Genomic DNA, 22,762 nt, shown 5'->3' with positions numbered 1-22,762 from the left:
GACGGCCCTGTTCCACCGGAAGAGGGTCTTCAAATGTCAGGACTAGCGGCTAAGAGGCCCGAGGCAGAACCGACGTGGGAACGTCCTCCTAAGCCAATCCGCGCGACCCCTCAAGGCGATGCAGGAATCGTTCTGGTCCACCTTGAAGACCGAGTTCTATGACCGGCGCCGCCGTGCAACCAGGCAGGCAGCGATCCAGGCAACGGGCGCTGGATCGAGGAGTTCTATAACCGTGCCCGGCTGCACTCAGCCCTGGGCTACACCACACCCGTGAACACGAACGATTCCTCACCACAAATAGATCTCAGTTGGCACACGCCGCCTGATCAACTGTCCACGGTTTTCAGGCAACCCCAAAACGTGTCTAGCTCATGAGTTCCAGGCCCGACAGCGGATTACGTCAAGGTAGCGGTCAGAACGGTCAATTGAGGGGTCTTCAGGCCGTATGGAGTACTGAAATGCCTCAGTGGAGTGAGGCCACGAAGGGTGCACGAACTCCTTGGAGTCTTCCTGTCGCAAACAGCCTTGGTTTGTCCTGCGCCCTCAACGGGTTCTGGTCAATTGTCGTGGGAACTAGGGTGGGTTACCTTCATCTGCAGGGGTATCTGCTGTTGCTGCCTCGATGATCCACGCGGGCCAGCCCAGAGGATGCAACGGAGGGCCGAGCACGTAACCGAACCCTGCCCGGTAGCCATTCCTGGCTTTCCACTCCAAACACTGGGTGTCAGCCTCTACGGACTCGGGGTTCTCGGCGAGCTGAGCCTGGCTCTCCAGTCCGATCGACTCGACCAACGCCGGCACCACGAGGAGACCGCTCAGCTCCGCGGCCGAGTTTATCGCGCTGCGCTGGGCGGCTTTTGTGATGGCCGTGCCATCCGACCTGGGAGTGCAGCAGCACCATCCCGTTGACGGCCAGCATCTAACCTGAGAACCTGTCCACACTGCACTCGGATAGCCGATCCTTCGAGGAGGTTCCATGATTACCGTCGTCAGCACCATGCAGCTCCATTCGGACTCAGCGGAAGAGTGGGACCAACTGATCCGAGAACGCTTCAGATCAGCCCACGACAGGGAGGGCTGGATCTCCGGTCAGTTGCTCTCCCCTGCTGACGCACGCGACACTCGGGTCATCATCGGGACCTGGAGAAGCCAGCGGGACTGGGCGGCTTGGCATGAGGATCCCGCCTTTCTCTCCACGCGCGCAAGGCTCGACGAGCTGCAGAAGGTAGACCACCGGACTGCCTTGTATGACGTCATCGAGGACGCGCAGACCAACACCCACTAGTCCTTGGCAAGCTGGTCTTGTCCGCGGTCGTCAAAACTGCCTGCTTTGTCAACTACGGACATTTCGAGCCACCTGCACAACTGACAACCTTGCTAGGTCTTAGCGTCGCCAGGCACTATCCTTACCGTCTCCGTGATGGCTGAATAGCATGGGCCGCATCAAACCCTCGGTCAGGTCTTTGTGTCGCAACGACCTTGCTGCTCTGAGAAAGAGGCAGCATGCCGTGCAAGCCGCGCCTCCTCCTGCCGCAGCCACTCGAGCCGAGGGCGCGGACGGCATCGGTTTCGCGCCTCAGAAGGCGCCGGGAGTCCGAGTCCGAGTCCGCGCAGGAGGAGGATCCGCTGCAGCTGCACGAGGGCAGCAGAGTCGTAATACCGGTACCCGTTCTGGCCAGTCGGGAGGGCTTGAGAAGCCCGATGTCGTCATAGTGGCGCAGCATGCGGCTGGTCGTGCCGACAATCTTCGCGATTTCCTGGATTGACCAGTCCACCTTTGCCCCTGTCCGTCCATGGCAGTCGTTTCCGGCCCGACACAGCGACTCTAAAGGTTAATGCGACGGAAGGGTCAAGTATTCGGTCCGGGCCGAGCTCCGGCCCCGACCCTTAATCTCCGGCCCCGACCATTCCACGGTGCCGTCGTGAAGAACTGTTCCTTCCAGATGGGAGCCTGTTCGTTGATCCGGTCCACCAGTTCCGAGCACACGGCCAACGCCTGTCCGCGGTGCGCGGCGGCCACGGCGCAGACCAGGGCATGATCGCCAGTCTTCAAGGCGCCCACCCGGCGCGCGGCCCAGATAGGGACAGGAGTGTCCGGTTCTGCCCTGTCATCGCCGGAATGCTCGGCCACGAGTTTGGCCACGACGTCGGCTAGGACCCGGTGCGCCGTTGGATGCGCGGTGTAATTCAGCCGCTCGACGCTCTGGCCGCCGTCGTGGTTCCGCACCACGCCGCCGAAGCGGACCACCCACCGGAGGTTTCGGACTCGACGGCGGCGATCGCCACACCGACGGAGATGGGTTCCTCGCTCAGCACGGCGTGTACCACGTCGAACGCCTGTACCGAAGCCGCCTCCGCGTGGATCGCCTTTCAGCGCGCTGTACTGCTGTTCCCTGCTCTGTCATGCCTCTTCAGTGCCCATGTCCGCCCTCCAGCTGGTCACAGAGATGCCCGATCACCGGATCCAGCACGGACAGCCCGTCCATGAAGCCCTTGGGTGATCCGGGCAGATTAACGATGAAGGCTTTGACGGCGGCGCCCGCGTGCCCGCGGCTCAGCATCCCCAGCGGTGCCTTGGCGATGCCCGCCTGCCGGATGCCTGCCATTATGCCTGGAATTTCCCGGTCCAGCAGGGGGAGCGTCATTTCGGGCGTCCGGTCGTGGTGGCTGAGCCCTGTCCCGCCGCTGGTGATGACGACGGCGGGTTGCTGGGTGAGCAGGGCCCAGATGGCGACGCCTACCGGGCTCTCCGTCAGGAACCACCATGGCGGGGAAAGCGTCAAAACCGTGATCGGTGGGCCAGTCGATGATGACGGCCCCGGTCTCGTCCTGGTAGAGACCGGCTGCTCGGGTCGAGGCAATGACCACGCCGGCCTTCCTCCCCTGCGCCTCCCCGCGGACGTACGGTACTCCTGCCATGCTTACAGTGTCCAGTCCCCGCTCTTGCCGCCGCGTTTAGCCAGGACCTTGATGTCGGTCAGCACGGCGTGCTTGTCCACAGCCTTGATCATGTCGTACACGCTTAGGGCGGCGACGGAAGCCGCCGTCAGGGCCTCCATCTCGACGCCGGTAACTCCCCTGGTCTTGACGGTGGCGAGGACGTGCACGGTCTCGGGGCCTAGCTCGAAGTCCACTGTCACCTTCGAAATCGGCAGCGGATGGCACAGTGGAATGAGGTCAGGGGTTTTCTTGGCCGCCATGATGCCGGCTACCCGCGCAACGGCCAGGGCGTCGCCCTTGGGCAGCCCGCCGGCGCCAAGCAACGCCAGCACCTCCCGGGTGCTGCGGACGGTCGCGGTGGCTGTCGCCTCCCGCGTGGTTTCGGATTTTCCTGAGACGTCCACCATCTGGGCGGTACCGTCGTTGCGCAGGTGCGTCAGTGCGGCAGGGTCGTTTTGTGCTGTCACAGCATCCATACTTCCACTTCGGCGCCCTCATCGAGTGCGGAGACACCTTCAGGCACCTGCACCAGGGCATTGGATTGCGCCAGCGCCCTGATCAGATGGGATCCTTCGCCTCCCTCCAGCCAAACCGCGCCGTCGGGCAAAAGGGTCCCGCGCCGCACCTGATGTTTTCCCGCTGGCGATGTCAGGGGTTGCAGGAGCCGGCCGCGCACCACGGCCCTGGGTACCGGTGAGCCGAACAGATCGCTGAGGACAGGGCGCAGGAACATCTCGAACGACACCAGGCAGCTGACAGGGTTGCCGGGAAATCCCAGGAGGGGCACACCGTCGAACCTTCCGATTCCCTGCGGACCGGGCGGGCTGCATGGCCCCGTGGGCGAAGACCACATTTGGCCGTCCACCGCCTGGCGGACCACTTCGTAGGCTCCCTTGCTCACTTTCCCGGTGGTGACGATGAGGTCCACCCCGGAGTGGCTTCGCAGCAGGCGGCGGAGGGCCTCGGGGTCATCAGTTGAGATGCCGGCCCTGATCACGGCCGGCCCGGCCTGCCGCAGGGAGGTTTCCAGCTTGCGTCGTAGATCTTTTCGTCGTCCAAGGATCCACCCGGTGCCACCACTTCATCTCCGGTTGTGACAAGCAGGACCGTCAGCCGGCGGTGCACCAGCACGTCAGGCAGGCCAAGCGCGGCGACGAGCCCCAGCTGCCCGGGACCCAGATGTGTGCCGGCAGCCAGGGCCGTTTCTCCCGCACGGATGTCGCTGCCGGCCTACCGGATAAACGTCCCGGCCGGCGTGGACGGCAGCTGCACTGTTGCCTCTGTGCCGGGCGCCGGAAAGACTGCGGGGACCGCCCGCTCCTTGGGGACGACGGCGTCTGCCCCGCTGCGGGTGACTGTGCATGGTCCTGCCTTAGGGAGCGCCTGCTATGGGTTCATGTCAGGTCTAATGGTGTGCAAGCCTGTGGCGCCGTCCGGGGCAACGGACCGGCGTTCCTCCGTCTGTACCTGGGCAGTGAGGTCCGTGGCAGCGGCTGTTCTAACAACGGCCCGGTGCCTCCAAAGTTTCAGCACGCCCGCGAGAGCCGCCAAGGCTGTGTTCACCAGTGCCATGCCCGCCAGCAGCGCCAGCTTATCCGCCGTGCCGAACAGCGACTGCCCTCCAGAGCTCTGTCAACTGTGTAATCAACTACAGCTCTCACTGGATCCGCCATCATCAGTCGCTATATACAGGCACTGCCCGGCCTGACTGCCCGGCCCGATTTGTTGATACCAGTCCTAGGACACGCTGATGGTAACGACTGCCAGGCCGCCAATTGAAGCGCTCGCACCTGATTTTGGAGGAATCGCACGGGAAACGCAACAGCATATTTTCTTCGTGGCCTGCTGCTGGCGTTCACTGTAAAAGACATCGCGGTGGTCAATGGCTCCATCGAGCTCAACTATCGTGACCTCACAGAGCCCGCACTCCCCCTTGCGGCAGTCGGACATCATTTCAACGCCCGCCGCTTCCAAGGCTTCTAGCATTGACTGGTCCTTGCCGACCTTGGTCTCGACACCCAGCCCGGGGATCCGGACGATGAACTCCTCCGGGTCATACCAGCCGCTGTTGCCGAAAGTTTCGTAGCGCAGGTTAGTAAAGTTCAGCTCGCGCTCGATCCACGCTCGCCGGACGACGTTTATCAGCCGGATCGGCCCGCACATATACAGTTCCGTATCCATGTGCGCGCTGTCGACCAGCTCCTCGACCCTGAGCGATGTCCCCTCGTCATCCACATGGACCACCAGGTTCTCACCATGAAGTTCCTGCAGGTCTGACAGGTACGCCATAGCCGCGCGGTTGCGGCCGGCATAAACGAAAGTGTAATTCGCCTTCAGGTTTTTCAGCACCCGCGCCATGTTCACGACGGCCGTGACTCCGATGCCGCCTGCAAGTAACAAGTAGTGCCTGGCACCGACCCGCAGCGGGAAGTTCTGCAGCGGCTGCGTGATCTCGAGGGAGTCACCAACTTTCAGGTCGTGCATAAAGAGGGAGCCACCGCGCGACTGCGGAGCCTTAAGGACGCTTATAGCTAATCGTTGGCCGTTCGGCTCGGATTCCACGACGGAATAGGATCGCTTGCGCTCTTCTCCGCCGATGGTGACCATCACGTCTAAATGCGAACCAGGATCGGCCTTCTTTGGCCGGGACGGCTCTAGTATGATCCGTTGAATATCGGTGGCGATACGCCGGGTCTCTACGACGGTCCCCACCTGCCAGACCTCATTGTTTGTTGATGCCATGTTTTCTTACCTGCCTGAGCTTCCTGTGATGACATATGCACGACGTCCTAGACGGTCGGCACGAGACGTCCTTCTGCCTCCAACTGGCGTTCGATCAGTCGCCGGACCCACATGCCGCCGGCATCAATGTTGAGGTTGTAGAACTCATAGTCCGGATTGGCGTCGATCGCGACCTGCTGGGCCTCCAAAACCACCTGATCCTCACCGAAGACATGGTCGATGCTCTGGCGAATCTGGGTGGTGATCAACTGGCTTTCAAGACGGTAATTGCGCATGAATCCCCAGAAGTAGTGGCACGTCCGGTCCGTCTCCGGGGAGATGGTATTCATGACGTAGAGGTTTACGCCCTGGCTGCGGTCTCCCTCCGGCGCTCCGGTGCCGGCTTTGGCTACTCCGACGTCGATGCACAGCGTCGAAGGTGATTCGAATCGGATGATCTGCCAGCGATCGACCTTGCCCTCAAACCCGGGAAACTTGTCCCGCATGTTCTTCAGATAGAAGGGCGGCGGATCGATGTTCCGCATCCAGCGGCTCAGTGTGACCGTATTCTCCTCGTGGGATACATCGAAGCCCGCAGCGCTCATGTTGTCCATGCCGATGCTGGACGTGTGGATGAACTCCTCATGTGTGAGGTCCATCAGGTTATCCAGGACCAGCTGGTAATTGCACTTCAGCGAAATTGTCAGGCCATCGCCGGCCCAGTCCGGATGATCCATCTGGTGCATGTCCGGTACCTGGTCCGGGTCGGCCAGTGCCGGATCGCCAAGCCAAACCCACACATACCGGTGACGCTCCACGACCGGAAACGAGGGCACCGTGGCGCTGGGATTGATGGTTTCCTGGGCCGGCATGGATACGCAGCGTCCCGCAGAATTGTAGACGATGCCGTGATAGGGACACTGAATCCCTTCCCTGCCAACCAGCTTCCCCATGGACAGCGGTGCCAGCCGGTGCCAGCAGGCGTCGGCAAGAGCGACTGCCCTGCCGTCTTCTGTGCGGTACAGCGCCAGCGGACGGTTGGCGATCTTGCGCGATATCGGCTGGCGGGTCACCTCATGGTCCCAGGCCGCGACGTACCAGGCATTCAGAGGGTGGCCCAGCGTCTTATTCGTTGTTGAAGTCTTTGATCCGGTAGCAGTCATCGTCTTTCCTTCTGATTGTTGGCTTTCCCTCGCCGGCTCATACCGGCTTGCGAACGCCTCCAAAATCGTCGGCTCACAGTGAGAAATGAATGTGCTTAAGCTCGGTGAACTGCTCAATGCCTTCGACGCCTCGGGTTCGCCCAAGCCCCGACATGCGCACTCCCCCTGAAGGCATTTCCGCGTAGGAATGGTTGTAACCATTCACCCACACGGTGCCAGCCTTGATCCCGCGCGCCAGGCTGAGGCCTCGGGAAAGGTCTGAGGTCCAGACCGCGGCCGCGAGGCCGAAGGGCGTGCCGTTGGCAAGCGCCACCGCGTCGGATTCATCGGCAAATGTCTCCAAGGAGAGGACCGGGCCGAAGATGTCTTCCTGAATGACCGGCGAGGCCAGCTCAAGATCAGTCACGAGCGCCGGCGAGAGGAAGTGGCCGTCAAGTCCTTCAGGATGCACGATGTCGCCGCCCACCACCACGCGTCCGGCCCGGCGCGCAAGGTCCACGAACCCGGACACCTTTTCGAGGGCAGCGGCAGATATGAGCGGACCGAGATGGGCTCCCGCTGTCCGCGGGTCTCCAGGACGAAGCGTGCCGAGGATGCTCCGCAGAAACTCCTCGGCCTGTGAAGCCTGGTCCTGGTGGACCAGAACCCGGGTACAGGCCATGCACATCTGGCCGCTCGTAGTAATGGACGCACGTGCCGCCCGCTCCAACGCGGTCGTTAAATCGGCGTCGGGAAGGATCACCATGGTGGCCTTGCCGCCGAGCTCGAGCAGCGGCCGGGTCATGGTCTCGGCGGCGTCGCGCATAACTGCCTGGCCAGCGGCCGTTGACCCAGTAATCGCGACCGCCCGTGTGCCCGGGTGACGTACGAGCGCAGAACCGACATCGGATTCGCCGATGACGAGGACGAGGACATCGCGCGGAACACCGGCCCGATGGCCGAGTTCAAGCACCCGGGACGTCACATGTGCCGTTTGTGAGGACGGCTTGACGATCGCGGTGACCCCCGCTGCAAACGCTGGTGCAAGATCGCGCAGGAGCAACAGGACAGGCCAGTTCCATGGAGTGATGAAGACTGTGGGACCCACGGGCTCTCGAACCAGATGCGCCTCCGAGCCATCAGAGAGGCTTCCCGCACGACCAAGCGGAAGCCGGGCAAGTCCGGCGTTGAACCGGAGCGAGTCGGCCGCACCGGCGATCTCGATCCTCGCCTCAGCGACGGTTTTGCCGCACTCGTTAACCAGGTCCGCACACAGCTCATCGGACTCGCGCTCCAGCAGGTCCGCCCAACGCTGCATTACGGCCGCCCGCAATTTGTTGTCCCGGGGCCAGGTCCCAGTCATGCCCTGCGTGACTGCCGCAACGGCTTCGTCGACGTCGGCCAGGTCCGCAGAGCGGAGGACCGGCAGTGGGGCAAGCGTGGTCGGATTGATTGGCTGGAACTCCGTGGCCATCATCAGACAAAAACCCCTCCGCCGTCGACTACAAGATTCTGACCCGTGACAAACCCGGATTGCGGCCCGGCCAGCCACATCACCGCGCCAACTAGGTCTTCTGGCACCATTGCGCGGGGGATGGCCCGGGAGGCAGCGGCAGTTTTGAGGTATGCATCGGTGTTCAGCTCCCGTGTCGCAGCGTCATCGACCAATCCGGGAGATACGGAGTTAACGGTGATTCCATCGACGCCCAGCTCCCTGGCCGCCGAGCGGGTGAGTCCTTCAACCGCGGCTTTCGACGCTACATAGTGGGCGAACCCGGGCGCGCCGGTGCGAGAAACCACCGAAGCAATGTTGACGATTCGCCCCTGACCGCTGACGGCCAGATAGGGGGCAGCGGCCTTGATCACCTGCCACGAGCCGATGACATTAACCCGTAGAACCAGATCCCAATCGGCCTGAGTTAGCTCAACGAGGGGTCGTTTGCCACCCAAAGTCCGGTAGATGGCGGCGTTGTTCACGATGCTGTCCAACTGGCCGAATTCTTTGATCGCGGCATCGACCGCATGCTGGACCCCGGTCTCATCGGTGATGTCACAGTCGGCAAAGACCGCACGGCCGGGACCGTTCCGGGTGGCGTTGATAGCCAGCTCTTTTCCAGCTTCACTAAGGGCGGGCAGGTCGGTGGCCACCACGTTCGCTCCGGCAGCGACGAAGGCCGACAAATATGTGGCACCGATGTCCCCGCAGACGCCGGTGAGAAGAACGGTACGGTCGGTGTACGGGGATGCGTACTGAGTCATGTGAATTCCTTCTGTGAGCTACGAGTTTTCTGTGAGCAAGGAGTTTCTGTGAGCTAGGAGCGCGGGTGCATATTCTGAGAAGCTTCGTCGTGAACGACGGCGGTGCTGTCAGCCGGCTCCGACTCCGCCAGGGCACCGCGGGTTTCGGGGCTGATCAGGACCACACCGATGAAGACAGCCGTTGAGGCAACGAGGAAGATTGCCAGTTTGCCCGGGATGTCACCGACGGTCGGGCTGAGCAGATTGACGAAGGTCGGCAGCAGTCCGCCGAGCATGAAGCCGGTGTTCCAGGTGATGGCCGTGCCCCGTGACCTGATGGCGGTCGGGTAGCGTTCGTTCAGGAAGACCATCAAGGGCGCGTACGCAGCGTTGGCGAAGAACGCCAGTAAACAGCTCAGCATCAGGATCGTTCCGGTCTCAGAGGGCTTCGTACCGGCTATGGCCAGGGTGAACAGCGGAAGTGCGACGACATTGATGCCCCCGATGATGAGCATGGTCTTGCGCCGGCCGAACCGTTGGCTCAGCTCACCAGTGGCAGTAGCCGAAATAACCACAACAAGGCTCGCGACAAGCAGAATCCAGCCGCGTTCGACTGTCGGCACGGCCACGACGGGTCCGAGCAGCGTCGGAAGGAAACCAGACGTCAGGTAGTACTGGGCCCCGGCACCGGCCGCGAGGGCGATGTTGAGAAGGGTGATGGTGCGGTACTTGCCCGTCAGCAGATCCTTGATCCGCATCTTCTGCACAGGCGCTGCCGCTCCTGAGGCCCTGGCTGCCTTGGCCGCTTCCTGCGCCTCCAACCACAATGGGGACTCCTCGACCTTGGTGAGCACAAACAGGCTGAGCAGCGCCCCCAGCAGCCCGGTGAAGAACATGACGCGCCAGCCCCACTCATCAAAAGCGGCCCCCGGATAGAGCTGGCCGACGACAATGAACGTGACACTGGCCATGGCCGCACCGATCCCGGCCCCGCCACCACCGATGAGCCCGCTCATCAGGCCCCGCCAGCGTTCCGGGACGCTCTCTGTGCCGAGCGTGTGCGTCGTGGCAGTCACGCCGCCGACAAAAAGTCCCTGGATGACCCTTAGGATCAGGAAGATGATGGGTGCCGCGGCCCCGATCGCCGCGTACGTCGGGACCAGGCCCATCGCGGCAGTCGAAAGGCCCACACCGGCGAGTACGGTCACCATGATCTTCTTCCGGCCAATACGGTCAGCCAGCTCACCGAAGACCGCCGCCCCGCCCGGACGCATAATGATGCTGACCGCAAACGAAGCAAAAACCAAGGCGAGACTGAACGTCTCGCTCTGAGCCGGAAAAATCTGCCGGCCAACCGGCCCTGCGACATACAGCAACAAAAACAGGTCAAACAGGTCAAAGGACCAGCCCATCACCGACGCGAACGCAGCGGGCAACGGCGAATGGGCTTTCGTATTAGTGGCAACGTGGGGCATCTGATTACTCTTTCTCTCGGTTCGGTTTCCGGGCAGTTCCCGGGACGGGGTTCCGGCTAATGCCCGGACACGGTAGAGCAGCATCCTGATGAAGGCTTCAAACCTCCTGATCAGCGGGCGCCAACAGCAATGGGTGTAGAGGTCTCCGTCTGCGCAGCGAGTAGGAGCGAGTCGAAGGCACTGCGGGCCTGACGGCGCCCGTCTGTTGGAGGCCCCGAACCCGGCTGCGGGGCAATTGTCGTCCGGCTCTGGCACCCGGAGCTGGTCATGGAATTCTGCACGCCGAGCCGCGGCCGAACACCATCCGCCGACCACTCCGGGAGAATGAGAACGCCCACGGACTTCTCCTGACTGATCCGCCATTGGACCCTTCTTTACAGTCCATGTAGCATGGTCTGATTCGGATGCTACTGAGCATACGATATGACTTGGATCACGTCAACGGCCAATTCCATGTCGTTGGGAAATTACAGCCGGCGCTGGGTCCCCCTGGAACTGCTGGAAGACAGTTTCGACCTCCTGGCGCGAGGAGCGGCTGATTTGGGTCGGTGCCAACAGGGGAGTGGGCGGGGACCAGCCACCTCGGCTTCGACCAGGCGCTCGATTCCCTCCAGGAGGTTGACACGCTGTTCATCACCACCCCGACCGTCTGGGGCGGTCGGCTTCCAGCATGCCGGCGAGTCCTTCTACTTCCATACCCCCACAGACACCGGTACGAAGAGTGCCACAACGACGCCCCTGCAACTCCCGAGGAGAATAATGACCAACCTGACCTACCATGCCTACCAGGTGGGCGCACCGAAACAGGCGGCCGAGCTAGTCACCCTGACTGAAGCAGATCTGCCCGAAGGTGACCTCACGGTGCGCGTGACGCACTCATCGCTCAACTACAAGGACGGACTCGCCATGACCGGCAAGCCCGGCGTCGTCCGGACCTTCCCCCTGACGTGCGGCATCGACCTGTCCGGTACGGTCGTCGAGGCGGGCGGCGGCTTCGCCGGCGGCGACGAGGTCGTGCTAACCGGCGCCAACCTCTCCGAGACCCGGCCGGGCGGTTTCTCCGGATACCAGCGGATCGAGGCCGGATCCGTCGTCAAGGCCCCAATGCGACTCGGCACGTGGGGTGCGATGGCCGTCGGCACAGCCGGTCTGACGGCCATGCTCTGCATCCTGCGCCTGCGCGCCGCCGGCATCGAGCCCGGATCGGGCCCCGTGCTGGTCACCGGGGCGACCGGCGGTGTGGGTAGCTTCGCTGTCGGCGCCCTGTCCCGTCTCGGATACGAGGTCCACGCATCCACGGGCAAGGAAGCAGAGGAGCCTTACCTCAAGGACCTGGGAGCGACCGAGGTCATACCGCGCGACAGCCTGTCTGCCGAGACCTCGGCGCTCGGCAAGCAGCGCTGGATCGGATGCATCGATAGCGTGGGCGGCGCGACCCTCGCCAATGTGCTGAGCCAGGTCAAGTACTCGGGTGCCGTCGCGGCGTGCGGGCTCGCCGGTGGATTGGGGTTGCCGGCGACGGTGATGCCGTTCATCCTGCGCAACGTCTCACTCCTCGGCGTCGACTCGGTTAATGCTTCCCCGGAGCTGCGCCGCGAGGCCTGGGCAGAGCTCGACCACCTCTTCAGCGCCGATGACCTGCGTGCGGTTGCGGTGGATGCAGGCTGGGAGCAGCTCCCCGAGCTGAGCCATAAAATCCTCACCGGAACCATCCGCGGCCGTGTGGTCGTGGACATCACGGGCATGGCAAACTAGGCGGGCCGTGACTACCTCAGTCCAGATTCGCAGGGCCGCAGAGGACGCCACCGGCGCGGTATCCAGCGAGATTTGGTGCCGCAGTGTCGCGACTCAGCTGAGCAGGCGGCAAGGACCCTCTCCAATGCGCTTGTTCGTGTGTTATCGGCGACCTGTCTCGCAACGCTGTTGATTACCCTTGACCTTTACGTCCACTGGGAGACAAGGATGCAAGACACTCTCCGCGGTCGTTTCATCGGGTCCCCAGACGGTAGAGGGCGCCCCATTCCTGCGCCCATTCGTGCAAATATTATCTGCCTGCGTTTCCTCATGCCGGCCCAGCGGCACGCCGATCATGGGCGAGGACTGCCGGAGCTGAACGGCCACAGGCCGCAGACCTGCCCCGTCGTGCCCCGGTATGCGCGCACGGCAGGCAACAGGGACGCGGACCCTCGCCCCAGCCGCGTGAGCCGGGAACCCGCTCACGGACTTTGGCCTTCCGGGCCTTGGCCGGAGCTTTGGCGGTGTGGGTGCTCTTCTTCATCGGCAGGAGCTTTATGCGTACCATTTACAGTGCCTCCCTGATTTCGCTGGGCAACAGGATGTGCCTGGGCAGCACCAGACCTAGCGGCAGCGAGGCCGCGAAGGCGGTGTCCTGGGCGCCGTAGGCGCGGCGCAGCAGAACCCGCGCGGTGCCCGACGTCTGTTCGACCGCGGCAACCGCGTCGGGGAGCCGGTCCGCGTCGGTGACGGTGGCGGTGGCGGTGACGACCATGCCGAAGTTCACCAACCCGGCCCCCTGAGCTTCCTCCTGGGCGGTCTGCGGGGCCGAGCGGGCGTCAACCAGGGCACGGGCGCTGGGCCGGTTCCCGGAGCTGATGCGGACGTTGGCGTTGTTCTGGCCCCGTTCGACCACGGCAGCCGCCCGGGCCGAATCCATTGGCCGGTACAGCAGGGATACGCGTTTGCGGTCGATGTCCCCGTACGGGGCCAAAGCCGGGAGAGGACCGAGGACTTCACCGAGCCGCGCGGGGCACCCGTCATGGTCCAGACACGGAGAACGCGCTGTCGTGCCGGTAGCCATCCCAGCCGGCCTGGGTCGCGGCGGGGCCAACCTCCCCCCCACGTCAGCCCAACCGGGGAACCGGCGGCGTGGGCTTCATCAATGATCAACGCCGCCAGTTGGTCGTAGGCGATCCGGAGTTCCTCAGCCGACATGGGCCGGGCGATGCCCGCGCCGGTGGACTGCGGCTACCTCGCCCAGCCAAGCCGCTCCCACTCCCCTTCTGGCTGGTGCCCACGAGCAGGTGATTCAGTCTGTGGGCGGCTACACCGAGTCCCTGTTGCCTCCTCTTGCCACAGCCGCACGCGCAGCCGACTGGCTCTTATTACTCGAGGTGAGTGAGTCGGCGTAATTGTGTCTCATCGGCAGGGACAGTGCCATTGTTTGATTTCGTCAGTGTCGCGGAAGGAAGAACGCCGAATCGGCGTTTGTAATGCTCAGAAAACCGGCTCAAGTGCGTAAATCCCCAACGGGTGGCTACCTCTGTTACGGAGTCCCCTTCCGCTTCCTGGAGCTCGGCGTGCGCGTGTTCTAACCGGATGTTCCGCACATAGGTCAGGGGGGAAACCCCGAATTCTTCTTGAAATCCTTCCTGGAGGGCTCGCGCACTGATCCCGGCGACTGCTGCCAGTTCAGGCAGGGTGAGAGGCGACCGTGGATGGGCCGCAACGTAGTCCACCACGCGGGACATGTGACGCCGCTTCGGAAGGCGTGCAGGCTCAACGAGCATGGAGGTGAGGTTGTTTGGAATCGCCATCAGCAACTGCGTAATAACGTAGGACTCCAGCTGCCCACGAAGAATCGGGCTGCTACCGACCCCGCCCTCCCGCCCCATCTCCTTGCGCAGGTACCGGACGGCCGAGACAAGTCCGCGACCGGCAGGGTCCGCCACGTCAAAACCGAGCTGAAACTTCACTGGCTCATAGACGGCCCGTCCAAGCAATGCTCCAGCATGAGCTTCCAAGGCAGACCGCATCACCTTGACCGCATACAGGACAGCAGTTTCATCCCACACCACGGTATGCGGGCGATCCGGGTCAAGGATGACGCCTGTTCCGCCTGGCCTGCTCACGACTTCCTCCGAGGACTCCCGTACTGTGGCGGATCCGCGGATCGGGAGGTTTACGTGGTATGCCGTGGACATCGGCGGCACGACAAGTTCGACCGGAGCCCCGAAGCTCAGCCGCCCGCACGTCATCCGGGCTGACGCAAACGAACTCAATTCAAAACGCAACGGCCCATCAGACAGAGCGTTGAGTTTATGAGGAACGTAGACGTTCTGTACGAATTCCGCAGCCTTGTCCAAGTCGGTGGTCCGCAGGAGCGAGCCGCTCCCATAGAAGTTCGGGGTGGCATCGTTCATCCACTTCCTCCTGCAACGTAGCCGGCGCGCCATTGGTGGGGCTAGAGACCGCCTGCTCACGTGTATGCGGCGAGGCGGGCGGAACCTCTCCAACCGTACTTGAAAACGGCCACACAGGCTTGGCACGGCTCGCGGCCGCCCGGATCAGGCTGCCGGTCACGCTCTTTCCCCGGGCATCTGTCCTTTTTCTGGCCGCCGCGCATTTCGGGCACTCCACCACGCATATCGGATAGTGACTCGCATCACACCGCTGTAGCTTCGAGGAGAACCCTTCGGAAAGAGTCAGCTCGGATCACGCGCGGAACTTGCCACTGACCACAGGAGACGCCAATGACAAACGAATTCACCCTCCGGGGAGTGATGCTCCCTGTAGAGGACCTCGACACGGCCCTTCACTTTTACAGCGACACCCTGGGCTGGACCCTCCGGTTCCGCGACGGTGACCGCTATGCCTCCCTGGACGCCGGCGTGACAACTATCGCCTTGGCCGCACCGGTAGAGCAGCCTGTCGAAGGCAGGCCGGCACTTCCGGTCAAGGTCCGGGATGTTGCGCGTGCGGTTGCGGCGCTCTCGGATGCGGGTGTCGACATCCTGCTCGCCCCCGTCAACGGACCGGACGAGGTGCGGGCCGCGGTACGGGATACCGCCGGCAATATCATCAGCCTGTACGCGCCGCTCGAAGCTGCTGCTGTCAGCGGAGGCCTCGATGTCTGAACTCCGGATCCGTACTCCCATCGACTCCCGTCGGTTCCGGGATGTACTGGGCCAGTACCCCACGGGTGTGAGTGTCGTCACGGCTGCGCAGGCGGACGGAACGGCGGTCGGGCTCGCGGTGGGCTCATTCACATCTGTTTCCTTGGATCCCCCGCTGGTAGCGTTCCTCGCCGATCGTGGATCAACCAGCTGGCCCAAGATCCAGGCCACCGGGGCCTTCTGCGCGAACGTGCTGGCCGCTGACCAACAGCATGTCTGCCGTTCCTTCGCCTCGAAGGCTCCGGACAAGTTTGCCGATCTCGGGTGGTCCGCCGCCGGGTCAGGATCACCGATCCTGGACGGTGCCGTTGCGTGGATCGATTGTGACATCCAGACAGTGCACGAGGCCGGCGACCATTTCATAGTGATCGGCGAGGTACGCGAGCTTCAAGTGGCCAATCCTACGCTGCCGCTGTTGTTCTTTCGCGGCGGGTACGGCAGCTTCGCGCCCTCATCGTCCATGGCAGTTGAGGGCGATCTCCTCGGACATCTGCGCATGGTGGATACGATCCGGCCCTGGATGGATGACATCGCCCGGGACCTTGACGTCGAGTGCAACGCTGCGGTCGTTGTCGGGGGGGAGTTCATCTATATCGCCCGGGCCGGCCACTCTGCGCCCGGTGAGGCGCCCACGCGTGTGGGCCGGCGGTTGCCGTTCCGTCCACCGGTGGGTTCAGCTTTTGTGGCATGGAGCACCGACTCGGCCGCAGACTCATGGTTGGGCCGGCTGGGCGACAAGGTCGCCGCCGAGGAGCGGGAGGCATGGATGCAAGCCATGCGGCGAGTGCGTCAGCGGGGCTATTCCGTCGGCCTGGGCCATCACGCGCACGACGCCCTGTGGGCCCGGCTCATCAGTCTCTCCGATCCACAGGCTGGGCCGGATCAGGACATGGAACGCATCATCGATGCTCTGCTGGTCGGATACGAACAACGAGATTTCGCACCCGACAAAACCTACGACGTGCGCACCATCTCGGCCCCCGTTTTCGGCCCCGACGGGGAAACTGTCTTCCAGTTCACGCTTTACGGTTTGCCCCGGCACTGCGACGCCGAAACCATTCAGCGGTTCGCTGCACGGCTGATGGCCGGGGCCAACGGCGCTTCACAGGCCTTGAAGGAAGGTGGCCCCTTGCCATAACACGCACGACTACGCACAGCAGTAACCGACGGAACCAGGACCATAAACCAACGGAGGTTTAAAGATGACGGATGTAATCCTGCAGGTCTACCCCACTATGGGTGACACTGACGACATGGAACGGTTACGGCCCATCGGCCGCAACGTCGAGGCGTATACCAGAATGCTCGAGGGACTCGTGGAGCTGGCGAAGGCCGCCGACGAACTCGGGTACTGGGGCCTCACACATGTCGAACACCACCTGCACTCGGAGGGATTGGAGCTCTCTCCGTCTCCTCTGATGCTCAACATCTATCTGGGCCAACACACCAAACAGATTAGGCACGGGCAACTGGGACTTGTGCTGCCGACCCACGACCCGATCCGGCTGGCCGAAGAGATCGCGATTGCCGACCATATGCTTCAGGGGCGGCTGTTTGTGGGCATGGCGCGCGGATACCAGGCCCGGTGGCAGAACATCATCGGCCAGACATTCAACGTGGAATCCACGGCATCGGACCAGTCGACGGCTGACCAGCGAAACCGGTTGCTGTTCACCGAACACTACAAGATCATGAAAATGGCCTGGACCGAAGAGCTCCTCAGGTACGACGGCCCCACCTATCAGGTGCCCTTCCCCTTCAGCGGGATCAAGAACTGGCCCCCCACACACACCACCACCCTGCCGTACGGGGCACCGGGTGAAGTGGACGAGGACGGGACCATCCACGCTGTCTCCGTGAGCCCGAAGCCGTTCACGTCACCGCATCCCCAGCTCTTCCAGGCGTTCGGGGCCAGCCCTGGAACTTTGCGCTGGTGCGGGGAAGAGAACGTCACACCAACGATCCTCGCCGGTCCGATGGAGTCCGTTGACCACCTTGTGCGCATGTATCAGGAAGGCGCAGCATCCCGCGGCCGGGACGTGCCCTGGGGCAAGGAGATCGGTCTTTGCCGGTCCATCCACATCGTCAACGACAAATCCGAACTGTACGAAGCCGTCGACAAGTACGAGGCGCCCGTGTGGAGGGGGTGGTACCAACAGTTCGGCTTCATGGAAGGTGCCCGGTACCCCGGCGAGCAGGGCCCGGTCCCCAAGCCTGGCGAGCACCTCGCCGACCGGTTGATCAACAGCGGATTGTTGATCGGCGGGACAGTAGACGACGTCAAGCGCCAGATCGAAGAACTTCTCAATCACATTCCGCTTGACTACCTCGTCTGGCTTTTCCACTGGGGACTGATCCCCCGCGACGAGGGCCTGCGCAGCCTGGAACTCTTTGCCACCGAGATCATGCCCGAATTCGGGATGACGTCATCAAGCCTGGAAGGCGTGACAGCCCTCTAGGAAGGACGCCTGTCTGCTGTGGGCATCGCCGGCCGGCGGTGCCCACAGCAGACAGGGCAGGAACTCCCCGTCCCATCACCCATCTCTAAAGGAAAACACATGCGTTGGGCCACATACGTCTCACCATCAGACTTCACTGAACGGGTGGGCCTGTTGAACGAAGGCTCCCTTCACGGACTCCGCGGAAACGACAGCCTTATCGACATCCTCACGTCTGGCACCCTCGCCCAGGCAGCAGAGGAGGCCATCGCTGACCCGTTCGAAGTAGTACCGTCCGGTCAGGCGAGCCTGCGGGCACCAATCTCGAGGCCTCCTTCGATCCGGGATTTCATGTCGTTCGAATCCCACGTCGTGACCTCGATGCGCGCCCTCGGCGGTGACATCCACCCCGGCTGGTACGAAGCCCCCGTCTTTTACTTCACCAACCCCGCAGCCACCCGGGGACCCCACGAAGAAGTGCCACTCGCCCCCGGCACGAGCGCCTTCGACTACGAGCTCGAAGTCGCCGCAGTCATCGGCAAGCGCGGATCGGACCTCCACCCTGACCAGGCCGACGACCACATTGCCGGCTACACCGTACTCTGCGACTGGAGCGCCCGGGATCTGCAGGAACGAGAAATGACCCAGTCGCTCGGGCCCGCCAAGGGCAAGGACACAGCAACCAGCCTGAGCGGCTTTCTCGTCACCCCGGACGAACTTGAGCCCTTTCGCCGAAACAAGGGATTCAACCTGCGCATGTCCGCCGCAGTGAACGGCGTTGCCTACAGCGAAGGGAACCTTGCCGACATCCACTGGTCCTTCGGGGAGATGCTTGCCTACGCTTCGCGGGGAACAACCCTTCTGCCAGGCGACGTGATCGGCAGTGGCACCGTAGGCACCGGTTGCATCCTCGAACTCGCAAGGGTCCATGGAAGCGACCGGTATCCGTACCTTCAGGCCGGTGACCGTGTGCAGCTGGACATCGAGAAAATCGGATCAATCCAAGTGCATATGACGCAAGGACCGGACGTGATCCCGGTTTGCGACCGAGACAAAGAATTTGTCTAGCATGCGGAGCAAAATGAGCAAAAACTACGTGGAGAACAACATGCAACAGATCAATGCAAACGTCTGGACCGACACCACAGGGAGGGGATGCAACCCGAGCATGGTCCGGACCAGCGACGGCGTCGTCATCATCGACACCCCGCAGCTCCCCAGCCAGGCGGTCGCCATGCGGGCAAAAGCCGAAGACCTCGGCCCCATCCGATACATCATCAACACCGAGCACCATGTGGACCACATCCTCGGCAACTACTTCTTCAAAGGTGCCGGCACCGTCGTCCACCACCAAGGCGTCTACGACAACTTCATGACCGTCGGCCCGGACCTGGACCCCTTCACCTTCGCAGTCACATCAATTGAAACCGACGACCCGGAGGCCGCCGCGATCTTTCCCGACAGGGAAACCTACTACGCCGACCCGAACAAGGGCACCATCATTTTTTCGGGCGATCTGACACTCAAAGTGGGAGATCACACCTTTGAACTCCTCCACACCCCCGGGCATACGCCCGGACAAATCGCGGTCCACGTGCCAGAGGAACGAATCGTCTTCACCGGCGACACCATTTTCAGCGACTGCAAAACCTGGCTCATGAACTCGGACATAGACGAGTGGATGACTGCTCTCGACCGCGTCGCGACCCTCGACGTCGACCTCGTCGTTCCCGGCCACGGACCGGTCACGACTCTGGACTACATCGTAAAACAGCGCGCGATCCTGCTCGAGTGGGTGCACGCCGTCGCCGATGCCGTCGCCCACGGCTGGTCACGCGAGGAAACCATCAAGCGAGTCAACTTCGCCGACAAACACCCTGTCGACGTCGGTCTCGAGTCCATGACTGAGCATATCCAGACCCTCAACGCAGCCTCCCTATGGGACAAACTCTCGCCCTCACACCCCGGAACCAGGACCCTCACGCCTGACCCTTCTACCCACCGCGCGTCTGGGTCAGCAGCCTACGGAAACGCACATTAACGAGAAAACGTCACGATAGATCGTCCCGCCGATGGAGACCCGAAATGCAACGACGCATAACCCAGATTGCTGATCTACTGACTCGCGGAAGACCGCAGGACGCCATCGTCTGCCCGGATTGCGGGCATCCACTCGAGCGGGAATCGGAGGCTAACTTGTATTGGCTCGCATCACTCGTCGGAGTCCAACCGATCCTTGATCCCTGTCAGCACGAAAAAGGCAACGAAGTTCCATGTCCGTGCTTGTCTTATAGCCACACGGCGGCGCAGTCCACAAAATTGGTTGAAGCCGCGCCGGTTCCGGACGGGACGTGCACTGCAACCATGACCTGAAACCAGCCTCTGGCCCCGGAAGCTGGAAAAGGCATGACGCCAGCTGACACGAACCGCTGACCGTCCGCCGTAAGCGCTGGGTCCTGGCTAGTGGCGTGACCCGCAAGGCAACGACCTTTAGCCGTTCCCTTCAACTCAATAAGTTCCCCTTCACCTGATCACGCAGGTTCACGAGCGACGTCGATAGTGATCTTTATGACCTGCGCGATTGGTTCAAAGACGAGCCGTAATGCCGACCACCGGGTGCAATGTTCACGGCAAGAAGAATTTTCCTGAGGGGAAAACAATCATGACGATTCTAGACCGTCCGGTACCAAGAAAAACCATCTCCCGCCCAGTGATGGCTCCTGTCATGCAGGTAGCCCCGATGCAATCGGCGCCCAATTCCTGGGAGGGCGAGGCCGTACGGTTTACGTCCTCACCCTGGGAGGGCCTCTATTGGGAGGCCGATCCGCCTACAGAAGGGAGCCGCGACGAGGACGGGACTCTTGATGGGACACTGGGGCACTTCCTGATGAACCTCATGTATGGCGAATAATCACCAAGGCAGATCGCGAAACCGTGGAGAGTGCCCGCACGGCCGCTCCTGTGTAACCCGACAGGGTGAAATGTTCCCCACGGGGCCGACCCCATCACGTGCGATGCAACATCGTGTGGTGACACGCTTCATAGAAAACGAGTTTCGTTGGCCGGTCCATCGGATGACCAGAACGGAGAACGGGCAAGCTATGGAACGAGCAACTAAAAGACGGTGGCCTGGTGACGTCCCTGGACCAGGTGGCAGACGCTGTCGCAGCCATTGCGGCTGGCAGACCGGTGATAGTGGTCGACCATGAGAACCGCGAAAATGAGGGCGACATCATCTTTGCAGCGCAATTCGCGACGCCTTCCCTAATGGGCTGGACCATCCGCTACAGCTCAGGGGTGGTGTGCGTCCCGATGAGCGGTGCGCGGGTGGATGCGCGGGCTCTGCCGCCCATGGTCGAGCTCAATCAGGACGCCAAGTGCAACGCCTACATGGTTTCTTGCAATGCCACCGTCGGCGGAAGTACGGGTATCAGCGCCGGGAACGGTGCCCGTACCGCAGCGGTGCTTGCGGCACCCGGGAGCATGCCGTCAGATTTGAGCCGCCGGGGGCACATGTTTCCGCTACGCGCCGTGGACGGGCATCAGACAACGTCCGGGCCACACTGAGGCCGCCGTGGACCTTGCACGTTCTACATCGCTGCGCATTTCCTCGATCAGAGCGCGGGAATCGGGAAATGAAATCATTCCGCGGAGCCGTGCTACGAATTCCAGGACGACGGTTTGGCCGTAGAGATCGAAGGACTCAGCCGCTTCCCGGGGCTGGCCGATCACGTGGGCTTCGATCTGACGCGTTAGCCCGTTAAAGGTCGGGTTGGAACCGGTGGAAATAGTTGCAGGCCAGCGCACTCCGGCTTCGTCCGTCAACCAGCCAGCGTAAATACCGTCGGCAGGAACCTGTCCTGTGGTGTCTGAGAGGTTTGCCGTCGGGAATCCCAGGGTACGACCCCGGGCCGCGCCATGTACTATTTTGCCCCGTAAGAGGCTTTGATCGATGGTTCCCGGGCGAGCTCTACCTGTTCTTCCTCCCACGCCAGCCAACCTCCCGGATCGGACGGGGTTGGCAGGGATTGACAGTTGCGGGACGGATATTTGTATCCAGGAGTTCTCCGTTCGTTGCTTCGCGGACTCTTCCAGTGGAACCTGCTAGGGTGACGGTGATATCGAAAGGCGCCGGCGCCTGAGACGGCGGCTCAACGGCTGACAAGTATCGAACGGTGCACCACCATGTTGTGAGCATTGAACTCCCGGGCATCCTCAAGGAGTTCGAGGGCGCCATCGGCTTTGGTCTTTTCGGAGCTGAGCCACGCGTTATGGAATCGAGGAGCCAAAGGGATGGGAGCCCGCCACGATTTTTCGCCCAGGGCATCATTTTGTTCCCTGGTCAGTACGGCTACTGATGCGCGCCATCGGCCGCGCGGATAGCCGGAGGAGTTCAGCGGGCGCCACATTTCGTATATACCTGCCAGGGCGGCACCCGTTCCCGGAATCTGAATGAAATACTGCTCGTTGCCGATCTCCGAAGGTCTCCATTCGAAATGGCCGTTCGCCGGGAGGATGCAGCGACGCAAAGCAAAGGTCTCGCGAGTGAATTCACTCGTCGCCACCGTTTCCGCCCGTACAGTGATGGGTTGGGACTTTGGAATGAAACGCTTGGACCGGGGACGAACGAGTCCCCAATGCGCTAACTCCGTCCGCCTTGCAACCGTGCCCAAATCTTCCGTTTCAAAGAGAATGGGAACCTGGCTCCCCGGCATCGCTTCGACAAGTGTTCTTCGTCGTCCGCTTACCTTGTCTCCATGTTCAAAGCCATAGGCGGCAGCCCGCGGGTCAACGCTGACAGGAAAAATGTACTTACTGCACATCCGCTTTCCTTTCCACTGCACATTCAGTTACAAATCCGGAACATATGATCGAGCGCGCCAAGGCAAGCCGGG

16 protein-coding genes and 7 pseudogenes are annotated in these 22,762 nt (G+C 62.4%); 9 read left to right on the top strand and 14 right to left on the bottom strand.

The window, feature by feature from the left end; genetic code table 11:
• Positions 1-115: 115 nt before the first annotated feature.
• Positions 116-273 (top strand): annotated as a pseudogene (locus MUN23_RS23175) (integrase core domain-containing protein); the annotation flags it as partial.
• 703 nt (positions 274-976) lie between these two features.
• Positions 977-1,285, top strand: coding sequence for an antibiotic biosynthesis monooxygenase (locus tag MUN23_RS23170; protein ID WP_248761423.1), 309 nt, complete (start codon positions 977-979; stop codon positions 1,283-1,285).
• Positions 1,286-1,494: 209 nt separating this feature from the next.
• Here the strand turns inward: MUN23_RS23170 and MUN23_RS23165 are convergent.
• The 10 genes and pseudogenes from MUN23_RS23165 to MUN23_RS23120 form a co-directional block, all read right to left on the bottom strand.
• Positions 1,495-1,775 (bottom strand): annotated as a pseudogene (locus MUN23_RS23165) (MerR family DNA-binding transcriptional regulator); the annotation flags it as partial.
• Between the two features lie 57 nt (positions 1,776-1,832).
• Positions 1,833-2,364, bottom strand: a pseudogene (locus tag MUN23_RS23160) (molybdenum cofactor biosynthesis protein MoaE).
• A gap of 47 nt (positions 2,365-2,411) precedes the next feature.
• Positions 2,412-2,919: pseudogene (locus tag MUN23_RS23155) on the bottom strand (MogA/MoaB family molybdenum cofactor biosynthesis protein).
• A 2-nt stretch (positions 2,920-2,921) separates the two neighbouring features.
• Entirely contained in the window at positions 2,922-3,416 is a 495-nt protein-coding gene (gene moaC / locus MUN23_RS23150) for a cyclic pyranopterin monophosphate synthase MoaC (protein WP_248761422.1), read from the bottom strand.
• Positions 3,404-4,287: pseudogene (locus MUN23_RS23145) on the bottom strand (molybdopterin molybdotransferase MoeA); the annotation flags it as partial. The pseudogene MUN23_RS23145 and the gene moaC, both read right to left, overlap by 13 nt.
• 390 nt (positions 4,288-4,677) lie before the next feature.
• Positions 4,678-5,682: a PDR/VanB family oxidoreductase gene (locus MUN23_RS23140; RefSeq protein WP_248761421.1), complete on the bottom strand. Its 1,005-nt coding sequence runs from the start codon at positions 5,680-5,682 to the stop codon at positions 4,678-4,680.
• Between the two features lie 47 nt (positions 5,683-5,729).
• On the bottom strand, positions 5,730-6,824 hold the full coding sequence (locus MUN23_RS23135) for an aromatic ring-hydroxylating dioxygenase subunit alpha (protein WP_248761420.1): 1,095 nt from the start codon (positions 6,822-6,824) through the stop codon (positions 5,730-5,732).
• A 73-nt stretch (positions 6,825-6,897) separates the two neighbouring features.
• A complete protein-coding gene (locus tag MUN23_RS23130; protein WP_248761418.1) occupies positions 6,898-8,280 on the bottom strand; it encodes an aldehyde dehydrogenase in 1,383 nt (460 codons plus the stop codon).
• Positions 8,280-9,062 (bottom strand): SDR family NAD(P)-dependent oxidoreductase, encoded by a 783-nt coding sequence (locus tag MUN23_RS23125; protein ID WP_248761416.1) that lies wholly within the window; start codon positions 9,060-9,062, stop codon positions 8,280-8,282. The genes MUN23_RS23130 and MUN23_RS23125 overlap by 1 nt, the downstream gene beginning before the upstream one ends.
• A 53-nt stretch (positions 9,063-9,115) precedes the next feature.
• Positions 9,116-10,516, bottom strand: a complete 1,401-nt coding sequence (locus tag MUN23_RS23120; RefSeq protein WP_248761414.1) for an MFS transporter — start codon at positions 10,514-10,516, stop codon at positions 9,116-9,118.
• Positions 10,517-11,275: 759 nt separating this feature from the next.
• Here MUN23_RS23120 and MUN23_RS23115 point away from each other — a divergent pair.
• Complete coding sequence (locus MUN23_RS23115) at positions 11,276-12,271, top strand: MDR family oxidoreductase (protein WP_248761413.1); 996 nt, start codon at positions 11,276-11,278, stop codon at positions 12,269-12,271.
• A 547-nt stretch (positions 12,272-12,818) separates the two neighbouring features.
• Here MUN23_RS23115 and MUN23_RS23110 read toward each other — a convergent pair.
• Both MUN23_RS23110 and MUN23_RS23105 read right to left on the bottom strand, forming a co-directional pair.
• Positions 12,819-13,244, bottom strand: a complete 426-nt coding sequence (locus tag MUN23_RS23110) for an SCO6880 family protein (protein ID WP_248761411.1) — start codon at positions 13,242-13,244, stop codon at positions 12,819-12,821.
• 394 nt (positions 13,245-13,638) lie between these two features.
• A complete protein-coding gene (locus MUN23_RS23105) occupies positions 13,639-14,676 on the bottom strand; it encodes an AraC family transcriptional regulator (RefSeq protein ID WP_248761409.1) in 1,038 nt (345 codons plus the stop codon).
• A gap of 330 nt (positions 14,677-15,006) precedes the next feature.
• On the opposite strand from MUN23_RS23105, the gene MUN23_RS23100 reads away from it, so the two are divergent.
• From MUN23_RS23100 to MUN23_RS23075, 6 genes and pseudogenes are all read left to right on the top strand, one after another.
• The gene (locus tag MUN23_RS23100; protein ID WP_248761408.1) at positions 15,007-15,390 is read left to right on the top strand and encodes a VOC family protein; all 384 of its coding nucleotides are present in this window, start codon (positions 15,007-15,009) and stop codon (positions 15,388-15,390) included.
• On the top strand, positions 15,383-16,567 hold the full coding sequence (locus MUN23_RS23095) for a flavin reductase (protein WP_248761407.1): 1,185 nt from the start codon (positions 15,383-15,385) through the stop codon (positions 16,565-16,567). The genes MUN23_RS23100 and MUN23_RS23095 overlap by 8 nt, the downstream gene beginning before the upstream one ends.
• A 64-nt stretch (positions 16,568-16,631) precedes the next feature.
• Positions 16,632-17,888, top strand: a complete 1,257-nt coding sequence (locus MUN23_RS23090; RefSeq protein ID WP_248761406.1) for an LLM class flavin-dependent oxidoreductase — start codon at positions 16,632-16,634, stop codon at positions 17,886-17,888.
• A gap of 99 nt (positions 17,889-17,987) precedes the next feature.
• Complete coding sequence (locus MUN23_RS23085; protein ID WP_248761405.1) at positions 17,988-18,935, top strand: fumarylacetoacetate hydrolase family protein; 948 nt, start codon at positions 17,988-17,990, stop codon at positions 18,933-18,935.
• Between the two features lie 13 nt (positions 18,936-18,948).
• On the top strand, positions 18,949-19,908 hold the full coding sequence (locus MUN23_RS23080) for an MBL fold metallo-hydrolase (RefSeq protein WP_248761404.1): 960 nt from the start codon (positions 18,949-18,951) through the stop codon (positions 19,906-19,908).
• 1,088 nt (positions 19,909-20,996) lie between these two features.
• Positions 20,997-21,468, top strand: a pseudogene (locus tag MUN23_RS23075) (3,4-dihydroxy-2-butanone-4-phosphate synthase); the annotation flags it as partial.
• On the opposite strand, the pseudogene MUN23_RS23070 reads toward MUN23_RS23075, so the two are convergent.
• Positions 21,450-21,806: pseudogene (locus tag MUN23_RS23070) on the bottom strand (riboflavin kinase); the annotation flags it as partial. The pseudogenes MUN23_RS23075 and MUN23_RS23070 overlap by 19 nt on opposite strands.
• Positions 21,807-22,018: 212 nt before the next feature.
• Entirely contained in the window at positions 22,019-22,690 is a 672-nt protein-coding gene (locus MUN23_RS23065) for an SOS response-associated peptidase family protein (RefSeq protein ID WP_248761402.1), read from the bottom strand.
• Positions 22,691-22,762 lie beyond the last annotated feature (72 nt).

The organism is Pseudarthrobacter sp. SSS035 (assembly GCF_023273875.1).
GTDB lineage: Bacteria > Actinomycetota > Actinomycetes > Actinomycetales > Micrococcaceae > Arthrobacter.
This window is presented reverse-complemented; position numbering and strand designations above follow the sequence as displayed.